Here is a 13,417-nt window from a genome sequence, read left to right as displayed (position 1 = left end):
TGATGTGGACGTGACACACGTGGCGTGTAAGCTAGCTCTCACCTATGTGCCTCCGGGCCACGGGTCACCGGCCGAACGGCCTTCATAACTGCACGCAGCCTGCGCGGAGACCCGGGCAGGCCCCAACGAGCACGAGAGGGAGAATCGATGACCGGTTCCTCCAAAGTCACGCCCGGTTCCGCGGGCACAAAGACGAAACCCGACAAGCGCGACGACCGCGCACACAACACGCACGGCGAGGGCGCTGGCTTCCTCGGCATCATTGAAAAGATTGGTAACAAGCTGCCGGACCCATTCTGGCTGTTTGTCATCCTCGCGGGTGTCGTAGCCGTCACGTCCTGGATCGGCCACAAGGCTGGCATGTCCGCGGTAGACCCCGGCACGGGCGAGACGATCGAGGTCCAGTCCCTGCTGACCACCGAGAACATCTCGCGCATGGTGACCGACGCGGTGGAAAACTTCATCGCTTTCCCGCCGCTCGGCGTGGTGCTGTCGGTGATGCTGGGCGTGGCCGTGGCGGAGCAGACCGGCTTCCTCGGCGCGCTGGTGCGCGCGATGGTGGCCAAGGTCGGCCCCGGCATGCTCACCTTCATGGTGGCGCTGGCCGGCGTGACCGGCTCGGTCGCCTCCGACGCGATCTACGTCATCATCATCCCACTGGGTGCGCTGGCGTTCCACGCGCTCGGCCGCTCGCCAGTGGTGGGCGCGATGGTGGCGTTCGCGGCGTCGTCGGCAGGCTTCAACGCGTCGTTGATCCTGAACATCACCGACCTGTTGCTTGCCGGTATCTCCACCTCCGCCGCCAATATTGTCGACGAGGCCTACGAGGTCTCACCGCTGGCCAACATCTACTTCGTCATCCCGTCCGCAATCGTGCTCGCGCTGGTGATCACCGCCGTGACCGAGTTCTACGTGGACAAGAAGGCGCAGGCGCTGGTCAACCACGACCACATCGAGACCGAGGAGCTCTCCTTTGACAAGATCGAGAGCCGCGAGCACGCCAAGGCGCTGAAGGAGGCCGAATCCGGCGACCCGCTGCTGGAGGAGGCCGCCGGCAAGACCAAGGAGAAGGCCGCAGCCGAGAACGCGGCGGCCGACGGGCGCCCCGACGACTACCAGGAGGGCGAGCTCACCGAGGACCAGCTCAAGCTCTCCCCCATCGAGTGGAAGGGCATGGTGTGGTCCACGATCGCCCTGGTGCTGTTCCTGATCGCCTACTTCTGCCTGCTGTTCATCCCTGGCTCGCCGTTCGCGCGCCCCGAGGAGGGCTTCATGGAGTCTCCGCTGATCCGCGCGATCGCGGTCCCGATTTCCCTGGCGTTCTTCCTCATGGGCCTGGTCTACGGCCTCATCGTGGGCACGATCACCTCCGCCGCGGACATCCCCGAGTTCATGGCCCGCGGCCTGAAGACGCTGCTGCCCATGCTGGTGCTCTTCTTCGCCGTCTCCCAGTTCCTGGCCTGGTTCAACTGGTCCAACCTGGGCGCCTGGACGGCGATCAACGGCGCGGAGCTGCTGCAGCGCTGGAACCTGCCAAACGTGCTGCTCTTCCTGGGGTTCGTACTCATGGTCACGCTGATCAACCTGTTCATCACGTCCGGCTCCGCACAGTGGGCGCTCATGGCCCCGGTGGTCGTCCCGATGATGATGTACGTGGGCATCGCCCCCGAGGTGACCCAGATGCTCTACCGCATCGGCGACTCCCCGTCCAACATCATTACCCCGATGTCGCCGTACTTCGCCCTCGCGCTGACCTTCCTGCAGCGCTACTACAAGAAGGCCGGCGTGGGCACGCTCATGTCACTGGCCCTGCCGTACACGGTTGCCATGCTGGCAGGCTGGTTCATCTTCTTCCTCATCTGGTACTTCGTGGGCATCCCGCTCGGCCCGGGCTCGCCGATGCACTACCAGGTCTAAGTCAACGACGCGTTTTGGCCCCGCGCTTTCTCCGTTCCGGGAGAGCGCGGGGCCTCGGTGTTTTTGGGCGTTTACTTCGACGCCGACGGGATAATCCCAGGCAACGGGTTGGGCACCATCCCCTGGAGCACCATGTAGTAGCCGGTCGACCCGGCCGCGAACGCGCCGAGGAGCGCGGTAAGCACGATGTCGGTGCGGCTCGCGTTGCGCCCCACCGCGGAGAGACTGCCCGCGGCGATGGCATCCTCGAAGCTGGAGCCGACGGCGCGCTCGTAGCTGTGCTTTACCGAGCTGCCGGAGTTGACCACTACGGTAGCGTCTCGCTGGAACTCTTCGTAGCTCGGGCGACTCGGGGTGGCTGCGTGGGAAGAAATTGGGGAGATTGACATGGTGGCCACGGCAATTGCGGTGGCGACGGCGGAGGCTCGATGTTGCATACCCCTCACGGTAACACTTTTTTGTATCGTTTTGGCGGGGTAGCGCACCTAAACGATCGCCCCACACCGTTGAGCGGCCGCCGCCCTCACTGCCCGCTTGATGGCCAAACACCACCCAGGCCCCCACAGCCCCCTAGGGCACTCCCCACAGAGGCACCCTCTCCGCCAAAGAGGGGGAACTGTCAGCGCAACCTCCCCCGCTAGCAACTCAGCCGCCCTCTAATCCCCTGAGATCTTACTGAGATAAGTTGCGCAGGTGACAGTCAGGTTATTTAATACGTTTGTCCGGCCTTTCGTAATCTTGAAGGATTTTCATGAACAACTTCAAAGACATCAACAAGCTCCTCAACAACGTTGAAGCTCTCATCCCCCAAATTGTCGGCGCAATCGTCGCGTTGACCGCGCTCATCGGTACTGTCGCTGGCCTGGCGGAGAACGGCAGCAGCGTCAACCCGAGCAACGGCGACTCTGGAGCCGTCGCCCCGTCCAACCCCGGCTCGACTCCGAAGCTTGCAAAGGAAAAGCTGCTTATCCCAGGTAGCAGGGACGGCATCACCTACAACGACGTTGACTACGGCGTCGAGGTCAAGGCAGGCGATAAGGTCTACACCAACTCCGCGCGTAGCGGCCAGTGCTATGGCCACAACGGGTGCTACGTGGAGCGCAAGCTGAACAGCGAATTCCGAAAGGCCACCTTCACCGCGGTGTGGGACGAGAACGTCGTCAACGACGAAGTCAAAGAGGGCGAGATCAAGATCTACGTCAACGGCAACCTCAACCAAAGCAAGATCGTGAAGAAGGATGCCGCCGTCAAATTCGAGGTGCCGGTCAGCAAGATTGACACGCTGAAGATCCAGTTCCCCAAGCGGGATGGTCAGGGTCTCTCGATCATCAACGGTGTGCTGTACCGCTAAAACCAATCAGCACCAGCGAGTGGGCGGGATCTGAAACCAGACCCCGCCCACTTTTGTATGCGCTAGCGACTACTCCAAATCGTCAGCGCCCATGCCCTCACCGACTGCCCCATCCCCAGCCGCGCCCGCCTCCTGCTCCGCGATCATCGCTTCCTGCGCGGGCCACATTTGCGACGCGCACTGCTGCGTCCAGCCGCTCGTCCCATCAGTGAAAAACGTGGTCCCGGTTTCGTGGATGCTCGGGTCGCCGCACGAGGCAATCTGCTTGTCCATCACGTGAGGTGCCTCGTTGCCCGGCGCCTCCGTAAAGCCAATGACGGGTTCAGCGGGCTCAGCCTCGGCCGGCGGGAAGGTCTGCTCAGTAACCACAGTTGCGGAGGCCTCCGATGCAGGCGCGTCCGCCGACTCCGTAGCCTGCGTCGCCGGAAAGGCGTGGGTAGCACTGCCCGTTTCCACTTCCGCTAGGTCGAATTTCGCGCCCTCAATCCCCAGCGTCATCGCAGCCTCCGGGACCGCAAACGCCCCGTACACACGCACCTTCTCCTCCGCGGATGCGTCAGTCGACCACGGCTCGTACCCCGATGGCTTCTCGCACGCATCCACAGGCTTGCCCGTGTTCTTGAAGTTCTCCTTGTCCCACACCACCGGCGCGTCAAGGCGAACCTCCCCGTCCTCCGCACTGAGTACGCCACGCACCTGCACGAGCGTCTCTCCCTCAGCCACGGCGGCGTCCCCGCCAGCTGCACACTGCCCGCCAAGCAGGATCTCTTCGACCTCAAGGCTGCCCTGGCACTCCCCTCCGTCGCAGCCAACGGGCAGGGTATCCCCAACCGCCGCGAACTCCGACACGGAGGTTGTCGACGTCACCGTCGTCGACTCCGCCTCCCCTGGTCCGGCCCCAGAACCCGAACAACTCGAAAGCACCAGCACGCACGCCGCACCGAGCGCCACCATCACACGATTCACTTTGACTCGTACTCCTTGCACAGGAAAAACAATGACACACTTCTCACACTAGTGAGCCACGACTCCATTACCCGTGTTCCTGCTCTTCCCCGGCCTGCCCTGCACCTGTGCGTTGAGGAAAGAGTCCCTCCGCAACGACTACCTCGATGCTCACGATTTACAACACGGTAAAATACATGCACGCGCTCATGTCCAAGGCTTCCGGTTAAAACCGTTCTGCGAAGCTTCACAGTATCAAGGCTGGATTGGGTCCCCGCATCATCTTCAAAACGGTCCTCTGCGGCGTCCCTGCCCGTATTCGCCAAGGCATTTGACAACGGTACAACGCACTGGTTCCACTCCCGTGCAGCGCCCTCTTCAGCTTGTTCCCGAAGCTTCCTTCAGCGGTTTCGTCATGCGTATTCATACCGAATGCCCCCCTCAGCTGATCCACTCCCCGTTTGCTGTACCAATGCAAGGGACAGGTCTGTGTGTGAGGCGGTGCCACCGACAGCGAGTGCACCGACGTGGGCCATCCCCAGGTGCGTGAGCCAAATCTGTGCATACACCCTATTCACGTGGCTGCGCTATCAACGTCTCGTTGTGGAGTTGGCACATGGGTTAAGGTCTTTAGTGCCCACCCGATAGGAGAACACCCCACATGTATCAACTCTTCGTTGACGAGTCCTACCAGAAAGGTCACTATTACGTGGCGGGCGTCCTCGTTGACGAAAAGCAATGTGAGACCTTGGTGACGCGACTCGATGAGCTTGCTGACGGTCTGCGAGAACGCAACGGCTGGCTTGCCTCACCCGAGTTTCATGGCCATGCCTTGATGAATGGGTTAGACGACTGGAAAAGCCTCAATGGCAACTTTGGAGCGTGTGTGTCCATCTATCAAAAGGTGCTGCACGCAATACAGAACTCGGGTGCCCGGGTATACCTTGAAGGCGTTGATGTTAACCGGCTTAATGCGCGATACAAGTACCCCGATAGCCCTCACGACGTGGCGCTCCGCCACACGCTTGAGCGCGTCAATGAGTACTGCGCACGCAACGGGGAGATGTGCAAGGTCATCGCCGACATGGTGCCGCAGCAAGACGATTTTAACGAGGCAATCCAAGGAGTTACCCGCGTCAGCACTCCGGGCTATCGCAGTCAAAAACTACTTTGCGTTGACGGCGACATCGAGTTTGTTGACTCTAGGGAAAGTAGGGGCGTGCAGGCAGCAGACATGTCTGTCTATGTGCTACGCCGCCACCGAGAAGAAACAACCGCTAGTAAGTTGGCACGCAGGGCAACTGCGCGACTCGTAAAGGCACTCGGTCCCGCTCTCGTCCACGAGCGCAAGTGGCTTCCTTAGCCCAGAAAAAGCTCTGGAGCCTACGCGGCTCCAGGCGACAACGTTCCGGTATCCGGCTCGTCGTAGTCTTAATTTAACCGATTTTGGCGCTTTTGGTCAAGATTTTGCACAGTTGAACTTGCGTTGCCCTCGTACACGGACAAAACCCGGGCACATCTATCGCCTCTCCCGAAGACCGCAGTGCAATCACCAATTCTGCCCGTGTCAACCTCTCCTTGCGCAGGGCATTTCCCAATCACCGCGGCGGAAACAGTGCTATCCCCCACACACCAAGCGCCACGGCAAGGCCCACGAGCACCCACCACAGCACCCCGCGCGGCCGCGCAAACCACAGATCCGCAGCGAGCCACACCGCGCTCGGCACCGCCAGCGCCAGGCCGAGGAATGTGAGTGCTCGCCAATCGGGCAGCTCCCGGGCGCTGAGCAGCATCACCACGCCTAGCGCGAGCAGCCCTCCCGCCAACGCGCGTGGCCGCGGCCATCCAAGCGGAATAATCATGGGCCCGATGCTACCCACGCCCTCCACACGCGCACCAACAAACTACGCTTATGCACCATGACCGGCCACTACCTCGACACCTATGACGCCGCCTGCAACCGCACAGCCGCGCAGGTCATGGCCCACTACTCCACCAGCTTCTCGCTGGCTACCAGGCTCCTGCCACAGCCCATGCGCACCGACATCCGCAACCTGTACGCGGTTGTGCGGATCGCGGACGAGATCGTTGACGGCACCACCGCCCAGGCCCACGAGTGCGCCGAAACCGCCATCGACGCCTATGAGGCCGCCGTCCTCCACGCGCCCGCGCACCGTTTCCACACCGATCCCGTCCTGCACGCCTTCGCCGCCACGGCCCGCGCGTGCCGCTTCCCCGATGCCGAGCTGCGCGCCTTCTTCGCCTCCATGCGCTCGGACTTGCCCGACCAGCCGGACCTTCCGCTCGACGACTACATCTACGGCTCCGCCGAGGTCATCGGCCTGCTCTGCCTGCGCGTCTTCTTCCGCGGCAACGAGGCCGCGCTCACCCCCGACCTCTCCGCCGGCGCCCGCGCGCTCGGCTCCGCGTTCCAAAAAATCAACTTCCTCCGCGACGTCGCCGAGGACTCGGCCCTCGGCCGCAGCTACACCGAGCACTCGCTTATCGACGCCCCCGTGCACCCCTTCATCCCCCAAATCCGCACCGAACTCACCCAGGCCAAGGAGCAGATCCCCAATCTACCGGCCCGGGTCCGCCCGGCGGTGAAGGTCGCCACCGCCCTCTTCGAGGACCTCACCGACCGCATCGAGGCGACCCCTCCGGCCCAGCTACGCACCACCCGCGTGCGCGTGCCCAATTACCGCAAGCTCGCGATCGCGGCCCGGGCGCTGCGCCAGTAGCAGCTACGCCGCGCAGGTGAGCAGCTTGTCGGTGAACTCCTGGGGCGCGCCCTGCTCGCGCAGGCGGCCGGTGTTGTAGCACTTGAAGCCGGTCTCCGTCTTGCCGTCGGGCTCGACCACGTGCCACTGCTCGCCGTCAGCGCGGAAGGCGACGATCCAGTCGGTCTGGTTCGCGCCCGCAACCGCCCACTTGCCGTCGCAGTAGTCCACGTTCGTGCCGGTGGGGTTGGGCCATCCGGGGACGAGCTGATCAAACGCGCCCGGCTGACAGGACGCGGCCTTCGCATTGCCGCCCTTGGCTGCGCCGGCGCCGAGCGCCGGGATGGCGATGCCGGCGGCGCCCGCCAGCGCGGCGAGCTCGCCGAGCCCCGGGACCTCCGGGATCTCCAAACCGGGGACGTCGATAAGCCCCTGCGAGACGGCGAAGTAGCTGCCGGCGCCGACGAGCGCCAGCACGCCCAGGCTAATGCCGGCGATGGCGCCGGGGCTCAGCGACGAAGACTCCTGGGCCGGTTCGGCGGCGTAGGCGGGGCAAACGGCGGTGGCGGCGACGGCGGAGGCGACGCCGAGGGAAAGCAGCGTGTTCTTCATGCCCACTACTCTAACGGGTTTTCGGCCGCCTGCGCGACGGCCTGGGCGGTGGCGAGGTCTTGCCACGGCATGCCGACCGTCTTGAACACCACGCGGCGGCTCGGGTCGAGCGCGACCTCGCCGCGCACCACCTGAGCCATCGTGATGAGGTCCTCGCGGCGCACGGTGCCTTCCTCGGTGGCGAGCACCACGTCCCCGCCCTCGCGGTAGGCCACGGTCGGGTCCTCCACGATCACCTGCGCGCCGGTGAAGACGTCCGCGGCCAGCTCGCGGGCGTCCGCGGTGTGGGCGCCGACGGCGAGGACAGTGGCGTCCTTGCGAAGCTCCGCTCCCGTGACGATGGGCTCAGGCGACGTGGTCGCCGTGATGACCAGCCCGGCGCGGGCGAGTGCGTCCTGCGCCGCCGCAGAGCCGGAAGCGGCCCAGGGGTAGGCCAGGTCCGCGGGCTCCGTGCGAGAGATGAAGGTGATGCGCGGCTCGCGCACCCCTTCCAGGACGCTTTCCAGGGTGGCGGCGTGGCCGAGGCCCTGCGCCCCGGTGCCGAAGATGGCCACGTCCAACGGTTCGTTCGAGGCCGTGAGCCGGTCCAGCACCCCAGCGATTGAGGCTGCGGGGGTGCGGAGGGTGGTGAGCGCGGTGGCGTCGATAAGCGTGTGCGGCGTGAGCGTCTTGGAGCCCATGAGCAGGTAGGACCCCTGCACGAGCGGGACGTCCACCGTGGAGTCCGCGGGCTGGATGCCCAGGATCTTCACGCCCACCGCGGTGCCGGCCGCCGACGGCATGAGGTGCATCTCTCCGTGCGGGAGCGGCACCTTGGTGCGGAGCGGGTCCGTGGCGGGGTCGAAACCCGCGGCGAGGGTCTGGCGCAGCTTCTCGACGGCCTCCGCCGGCGACACCGTGCGGAAGACGTCATCGTGATCAATAAAACGCATGGGCCCACCCTACGTGGAGGCGACTAGACGCGGCCCTTGAGCGAGGCTGCGCCGTCGTCGAGGTGGCGCGAGTCGTCCTTGTCCCTGTCCTGGTCCTGCTTCGGCTGCGGCGAGGGCAGCACGCCCGGCAGCGGGTTGGGGATCATGCCCTCCTGCACCATGTAGTAGCCGGTCACCGCGACCGCGCCGAGGCCAAACAGCACGGAAAGAACAACCTCCGTGGTGGTGGACTTGCCCTGCTCGGAGGAGCCGCCCTTGCCCGCGACCAGGTCGTCCAGGCTGGAGCCCGCGGCCTTTTCGTAGTTGTTCTTCACCGAGCTCATGCTGTCCACGATCTCGGACGCGTCCTGGCGGACCACAGGCATGCCGCCCAGATTGACGGTGTCCCCATTCGCGGCGTGGGCGGGTGCGGCGGTGAGCGAAGCAGTGGCCACCGTGAGCGCGGTAGCGGCGGCGATGATGCGTGAATTCATGAATCAAACACTAACACTTGCGCGTACTTTATGCGCGATTTACCCCTTCTGAACTGGCGATTTTGTTTTTGAAAAGATATACGCCAGAATGATTAACCGTTGCACAGAATGGCAACGTAAATATTCCTCCATAGCTCAGTTGGCAGAGCATTCGACTGTTAATCGAAGGGTCACTGGTTCGAGCCCAGTTGGAGGAGCAGTACTTGCAAAACCCCGCACTATACCGACAGAGTCGGTATAGTGCGGGGTTAAGCGTATGCGCAGGCTTTCCGCACATTACTTTCACCCCTACGCCATCCCTCCACAGCGCAGCCCCCAATTTCCTCTTGCCGTCACCCGTGCCTGCAATTACCCTAAGTGACACGTGCCATACATCATCCAACCATCCCCGGAGACCACCATGCACACTCGCCCTACCGCCGCGCTCGCAGGCGCCGCCCTCGCCCTCACAGCCATCGCCCTTTCCGCCCCCGCAGCTCACGCATCCACGCACACCTACTCCAACCAACGCGGCGACGTGCGCTGCGAGATCTACAACACCCCACAGGGCCACACCACCCTCTGCGTGTCCGACAAGGCCCGCAAGGCCCACCCCGAATGCAACCCACCGGAAGCGCTCATCCCCGCCGTCAAGGTTGAAGACGACTGGGCCGGCACACTGTGTTGGAACCAAGGCTTTACCCAACCCCCGCAAAAGCTCAGCCCCATGTCCATACGCTCCGGCGGTGGCGCCACCGTCTTCGCAGCACCAGGCGGCGACCTCTTCGTCCTCGACACCATCAAAATGGCACTGATCCAAGTCGGCAGCGCCACCAAGGTCCTATTCCCCGGGTTCTAGTACGGGTTCTAGTACCGCCACCGCAACAACAAACCGGTGACAGGAAGTGTTCTCCTGCCACCGGTTGTGTTGTGGGGCCAGCGGGGCTCGAACCCGCGACCAGCGGATTATGAGTCCGCGGCTCTAACCGACTGAGCTATAGCCCCTCTCTGAGCGTCGATGCGCTCCAAAAACTATACCGCGCGAGCCGTGGCATACGAATTCCGGCCCCGTCGCTTCCCTCGCCGATTTTCCATTCGGCAGCGTTTCCTCTTATAATCGTTACACTTTCCTCCATAGCTCAGTTGGCAGAGCATTCGACTGTTAATCGAAGGGTCACTGGTTCGAGCCCAGTTGGAGGAGCGCTTGCACACACCCCGCAACCAGCCTGGACGCTGGTCGCGGGGTGTTTTCCATTGTTCGGCTTGGGGTAAGGAATAACGGCGTCGCGCACGACGTTCCAACGAGTATTCAGGTGCCATGGCCGGGCCCGCCGAACGGGCCCGCGGTGGCGCCGAGAGAACCACCATGAAGGAGGAATGCGTTGACTACAGCCAAGCAGTGGGTTCTCGCCTCGCGCCCCGAGGGGTCGCCGAGCAGCGAGAACTTCCGACTCGAAGAGGTAGAGCTGCCTGAACTGGCCGATGGCCAGATTCTTGTAGAGAACACCTTCGCCAGCGTCGACCCTTATATGCGCGGCCGGATGAACGACACGAAGTCCTACATCGAGCCGTTTCAGATCGACCAGCCTCTGACCGGCACTGCTGTCGGCACAGTCGCAGAGTCCCGCTCGGAAGAGTTCAAGGTGGGCGACACGGTCCGGCACTTTGCTGGGTGGCGCACCCACGCTGTGTTGCACGAGGACCAGGTGGAACAGATTGACACCGGCATCGCTCCTGCCGAGGCGTATTTGGGCATTCTGGGCCTGACAGGTTTGACCGCATACGTCGGGCTGACCGCCGTCGGCGAGATGAAGGAGGGCGATGTCGTGTTCATCTCAGGCGCGGCAGGCGCCGTGGGCTCCGCGGCAGGACAAATTGCGAAGCACCTGGGCGCGGCGAAGGTGATCGGGTCTGCGGGTTCCGCGGAAAAGATCGACTACATCACCGGCCTCGGCTTCGACGAGGCGTTCAATTACAAGGACGGCGACGTGACAGGCCAGCTCGCCGATGCTGCGCCCGAGGGCGTCGACGTCTACTTCGACAACGTGGGCGGTGACCACCTCGAAGCTGCGATCGCGAACGCGAATACGTTTGGCCGCATCGCGATGTGCGGGGCGATCGCCCAATACAACGACACTGAACCGGCGCCAGGCCCGCGCAACCTGGGGCTTGCCATCGGCAAGTGCCTGACGCTGCGCGGATTCGTGGTTGGCCAGTACTCCCACCTTGCCGAGGAGTTTCAGGAGAAGATCGCCCCACTCGTGGTCGACGGTTCAATTGGCTACGAGACCACGGTGCGCGAGGGCATCGACACCATGCCGAAGGCGTTCCTCGAACTGTTCGAGGGCGGCAACACCGGCAAAATGATCGTCAAATTTTAGGCGGACACCATGACCAAGGTACTGATGGTTGTTTCGGCAGCGGAGCATTGGACGCTTAACGACGGCACGCTCCACCCCACCGGCTTCTGGGCCGAAGAGCTGGTGACCCCGTACTCGATCTTCACCGATGCTGGGTGGGACGTGGACGTGGCAACGCCGGACGGCAAGGCTCCGACCGTAGACAAGGTCAGCCTGGATGACAGCGCAGGCGACGCGGAGACCCTGGCAGCGGTAACAACGAAACTTGAGGCGTTGGAGCCAGTTCTGGCCAAACCGCTTGATCTCGACGACGTCAAGGTCGAAGACTACGACCTCGTCTTCTACCCCGGCGGGCATGGACCGATGGAGGACCTCGCGGTCAACGAGACGTCCGCCCGCATCCTCACCGAGCGCATGGCAGACAACGCGCCAGTGGCCCTTCTTTGCCACGCCCCGGCCGCTGTCCTTGCAACCGAGAATGCGCAGGGTGGCTCCCCGTTCTCCGGGCGGACGCTGACCGGGTTCTCCAATGATGAAGAACGCGCCGCTGGGCTCGCCGGCAAGGCACCGTGGCTGCTCGAGGACCGTCTCGTGGCCCTGGGGGCGGAGTACACCAAGGCACCAGAGCCGGCCGCACCCTACGTCGCCGTTGACGGCAACCTCTACACCGGGCAGAACCCGGCATCGTCGCAGGAGCTCGCAGAGCGCCTCGTGAAAGACCTTGCCTAAACGGAGACGATAGGCCTCGCCGCCCATTGGGGCTCCAGCGCTTGAATTCTTACAGCTGACTCTTCACCCCAAAGGGCGGTTAAGGCTCATTTCCGCCACCGCAGATGCTGTTCGCCCTACCGCAACTGCGCTAGGGCTTCTTGCGCTGCTCCGGGCCAACTATGAGTGGTTGTAAAGATCGTTGTATTCCTTTTCGATCCAGATGGGATAGAAAATGGCCCCATCCCTCCAACCAACAAATGGCAGGTTTCCTTGATGACGGAAAACTCTAAATTTTTCTACGTCCTGGAACTGTCGGGGAATTGCTGGCTTGATTTGGCTACTCGGGATAAACTCCGACCCCAATCCATGTCTCTGGTGCTGCGCCAACTCTTTCCACGTGAACGACGATCGTTTATGCCACTTTTCCAGAAAGGCGAGGCGCATAGAGTCGTCCAAGGGACTAAAACCCCAATCCTTTTGAAGAAACCTCATCGAAAGGAGCGGATACTCGTCTTTTTGACCGCGCAGTGAAGCTAAAACATCTTGATCAGGAGCACTTGGCTTTCCTCGGGAAGGCCGAGACCCCTTACGCTTACTACTCATTCCTAGCAGAAATGCTCTTTGAGGTCGGCGTCAGAGATCTCCGCTCCTCGCTCGCCGTCTACGAAATTCTTCTGCCACGGGGACTCAGCATGGGTCTTGTTGCGCAATGCCCAGGCGGAGTATGGGCCGTATTTATCCCAGGTTTCGATCAGCACTTGCTCAACATCGCGGTAATCGTCCCAGTTAAAATCTTTCGAGACGAACTCGTTGGGGTCAATAGGAAGCTTTCCATAGCTCTTGACCTGGTGATAAATGTCGACCACCACTGGCCCATGAGCCCAAGCCTCCATCCGATCTGCAAAGAGCGAGAGTCCGGCTGAGGATCGCATGTACAGCCCTTTTGCGTAGTAGAGAAGCTTTTGCAGCTTGAGTTGCGTAATGTCCGCACCATCAACTTCTTCGGCCCATGCTACAAACCATTCAGCAATTTGCCGTGCGCTTAGCTGTTTCATTGTGCTCCTCCTCTCGTCGCATCGCCAACGATACATCACCGGCATGACACCAATGCTATTACGTAAGATGCTCGGCAGATTGTGGCTTCAATAATTCGAACCCAAAAAATCTCCCAACCGAAGCAGAAACGTCAATGTCATATTGTCCCGCTCCATGAACAAGCGGTACAAGAATATCCCCCCACAATTGTTCCACGATCTTCGTTTAACTCAACTGAAGCCGCGAAGTCATTTGGAGTCTCAAGGGGGAAACTCGCAAGAACAAGGTCTAGCGCATTCTGGAGGAATTTTACCGCTTCCTGTGCCTTCCGATCCGAATATTGTTGAGTCCCCCGCCCAAAATTCAGTCCTCCTGCAAAAGA

General features: G+C 62.3%; 14 protein-coding genes and 3 tRNA genes. 9 read left to right on the top strand and 8 right to left on the bottom strand.

Annotated features, from left to right (window positions below; all coding sequences use genetic code 11):
* The first annotated feature begins 147 nt into the window (after positions 1-147).
* On the top strand, positions 148-1,917 hold the full coding sequence (locus FPP74_RS05965) for an AbgT family transporter (RefSeq protein ID WP_144717431.1): 1,770 nt from the start codon (positions 148-150) through the stop codon (positions 1,915-1,917).
* 71 nt (positions 1,918-1,988) lie between these two features.
* Here FPP74_RS05965 and FPP74_RS05960 read toward each other — a convergent pair whose 3' ends face one another.
* A complete protein-coding gene (locus FPP74_RS05960; RefSeq protein WP_144717429.1) occupies positions 1,989-2,354 on the bottom strand; it encodes a hypothetical protein in 366 nt (121 codons plus the stop codon).
* Positions 2,355-2,668: 314 nt separating this feature from the next.
* Here FPP74_RS05960 and FPP74_RS05955 point away from each other — a divergent pair, with 314 nt between their 5' ends.
* On the top strand, positions 2,669-3,268 hold the full coding sequence (locus tag FPP74_RS05955; protein WP_095278262.1) for a hypothetical protein: 600 nt from the start codon (positions 2,669-2,671) through the stop codon (positions 3,266-3,268).
* A gap of 69 nt (positions 3,269-3,337) precedes the next feature.
* On the opposite strand, the gene FPP74_RS05950 is transcribed toward FPP74_RS05955, so the two are convergent.
* A complete protein-coding gene (locus FPP74_RS05950; protein WP_143340143.1) occupies positions 3,338-4,234 on the bottom strand; it encodes a hypothetical protein in 897 nt (298 codons plus the stop codon).
* Positions 4,235-4,874: 640 nt separating this feature from the next.
* On the opposite strand from FPP74_RS05950, the gene FPP74_RS05945 reads away from it, so the two are divergent.
* Positions 4,875-5,576, top strand: a complete 702-nt coding sequence (locus FPP74_RS05945; RefSeq protein ID WP_095553518.1) for a DUF3800 domain-containing protein — start codon at positions 4,875-4,877, stop codon at positions 5,574-5,576.
* A gap of 235 nt (positions 5,577-5,811) precedes the next feature.
* On the opposite strand, the gene FPP74_RS05940 is transcribed toward FPP74_RS05945, so the two are convergent.
* The gene (locus FPP74_RS05940; protein WP_143340144.1) at positions 5,812-6,075 is read right to left on the bottom strand and encodes a hypothetical protein; all 264 of its coding nucleotides are present in this window, start codon (positions 6,073-6,075) and stop codon (positions 5,812-5,814) included.
* 57 nt (positions 6,076-6,132) lie between these two features.
* Between FPP74_RS05940 and FPP74_RS05935 the strand changes: the two genes are divergently transcribed.
* Positions 6,133-6,954 carry a phytoene/squalene synthase family protein gene (locus FPP74_RS05935; protein ID WP_095553520.1) on the top strand — a complete coding sequence of 274 codons (822 nt, stop codon included), beginning with the start codon at positions 6,133-6,135 and terminating at the stop codon, positions 6,952-6,954.
* 3 nt (positions 6,955-6,957) lie between these two features.
* Here FPP74_RS05935 and FPP74_RS05930 read toward each other — a convergent pair whose 3' ends face one another.
* From FPP74_RS05930 to FPP74_RS05920, 3 genes are read right to left on the bottom strand one after another with little or no spacing between them, the layout of a single operon-like run.
* Positions 6,958-7,545, bottom strand: coding sequence for a hypothetical protein (locus tag FPP74_RS05930; protein WP_143340145.1), 588 nt, complete (start codon positions 7,543-7,545; stop codon positions 6,958-6,960).
* A gap of 5 nt (positions 7,546-7,550) precedes the next feature.
* Positions 7,551-8,477, bottom strand: coding sequence for an ornithine cyclodeaminase family protein (locus tag FPP74_RS05925; protein WP_095553522.1), 927 nt, complete (start codon positions 8,475-8,477; stop codon positions 7,551-7,553).
* Positions 8,478-8,500: 23 nt separating this feature from the next.
* On the bottom strand, positions 8,501-8,950 hold the full coding sequence (locus tag FPP74_RS05920) for a hypothetical protein (RefSeq protein WP_095553523.1): 450 nt from the start codon (positions 8,948-8,950) through the stop codon (positions 8,501-8,503).
* Between the two features lie 124 nt (positions 8,951-9,074).
* On the opposite strand from FPP74_RS05920, the gene FPP74_RS05915 reads away from it, so the two are divergent.
* Positions 9,075-9,147 (top strand) — tRNA-Asn (locus tag FPP74_RS05915).
* A gap of 167 nt (positions 9,148-9,314) precedes the next feature.
* Entirely contained in the window at positions 9,315-9,788 is a 474-nt protein-coding gene (locus FPP74_RS05910; RefSeq protein ID WP_143340146.1) for a hypothetical protein, read from the top strand.
* Positions 9,789-9,860: 72 nt separating this feature from the next.
* On the opposite strand, the gene FPP74_RS05905 is transcribed toward FPP74_RS05910, so the two are convergent.
* Positions 9,861-9,934 (bottom strand) — tRNA-Ile (locus tag FPP74_RS05905).
* A gap of 123 nt (positions 9,935-10,057) precedes the next feature.
* On the opposite strand from FPP74_RS05905, the gene FPP74_RS05900 reads away from it, so the two are divergent.
* From FPP74_RS05900 to FPP74_RS05890, 3 genes are all read left to right on the top strand, one after another.
* Positions 10,058-10,130, top strand: a tRNA-Asn gene (locus tag FPP74_RS05900).
* Positions 10,131-10,311: 181 nt separating this feature from the next.
* Positions 10,312-11,310, top strand: a complete 999-nt coding sequence (locus tag FPP74_RS05895) for an NADP-dependent oxidoreductase (RefSeq protein WP_095553525.1) — start codon at positions 10,312-10,314, stop codon at positions 11,308-11,310.
* Between the two features lie 9 nt (positions 11,311-11,319).
* Complete coding sequence (locus tag FPP74_RS05890) at positions 11,320-12,018, top strand: type 1 glutamine amidotransferase domain-containing protein (RefSeq protein ID WP_095553526.1); 699 nt, start codon at positions 11,320-11,322, stop codon at positions 12,016-12,018.
* A gap of 587 nt (positions 12,019-12,605) precedes the next feature.
* Here the strand turns inward: FPP74_RS05890 and FPP74_RS05885 are convergent.
* Positions 12,606-13,055, bottom strand: coding sequence for a Panacea domain-containing protein (locus FPP74_RS05885; RefSeq protein WP_095553527.1), 450 nt, complete (start codon positions 13,053-13,055; stop codon positions 12,606-12,608).
* Between the last annotated feature and the right edge of the window lie 362 nt (positions 13,056-13,417).

This window comes from Corynebacterium sp. NML180780 (assembly GCF_007786415.1).
GTDB lineage: Bacteria > Actinomycetota > Actinomycetes > Mycobacteriales > Mycobacteriaceae > Corynebacterium > Corynebacterium gottingense.
Note: the sequence above shows the minus strand (reverse complement) of the source record. Positions and strands in the feature narration are given on the sequence as shown.

Coding starts and splice junctions, on each gene's coding strand:
- FPP74_RS05955 (WP_095278262.1), top strand. CDS start 2,669: ATGAACAACTTCAAAGACATCAACAAGCTCCTCAACAACGTTGAAGCT.
- FPP74_RS05925 (WP_095553522.1), bottom strand. CDS start 8,477: ATGCGTTTTATTGATCACGATGACGTCTTCCGCACGGTGTCGCCGGCG.
- FPP74_RS05960 (WP_144717429.1), bottom strand. CDS start 2,354: ATGCAACATCGAGCCTCCGCCGTCGCCACCGCAATTGCCGTGGCCACC.
- FPP74_RS05885 (WP_095553527.1), bottom strand. CDS start 13,055: ATGAAACAGCTAAGCGCACGGCAAATTGCTGAATGGTTTGTAGCATGG.
- FPP74_RS05965 (WP_144717431.1), top strand. CDS start 148: ATGACCGGTTCCTCCAAAGTCACGCCCGGTTCCGCGGGCACAAAGACG.
- FPP74_RS05945 (WP_095553518.1), top strand. CDS start 4,875: ATGTATCAACTCTTCGTTGACGAGTCCTACCAGAAAGGTCACTATTAC.
- FPP74_RS05920 (WP_095553523.1), bottom strand. CDS start 8,950: ATGAATTCACGCATCATCGCCGCCGCTACCGCGCTCACGGTGGCCACT.
- FPP74_RS05935 (WP_095553520.1), top strand. CDS start 6,133: ATGACCGGCCACTACCTCGACACCTATGACGCCGCCTGCAACCGCACA.
- FPP74_RS05890 (WP_095553526.1), top strand. CDS start 11,320: ATGACCAAGGTACTGATGGTTGTTTCGGCAGCGGAGCATTGGACGCTT.
- FPP74_RS05940 (WP_143340144.1), bottom strand. CDS start 6,075: ATGATTATTCCGCTTGGATGGCCGCGGCCACGCGCGTTGGCGGGAGGG.
- FPP74_RS05930 (WP_143340145.1), bottom strand. CDS start 7,545: ATGAAGAACACGCTGCTTTCCCTCGGCGTCGCCTCCGCCGTCGCCGCC.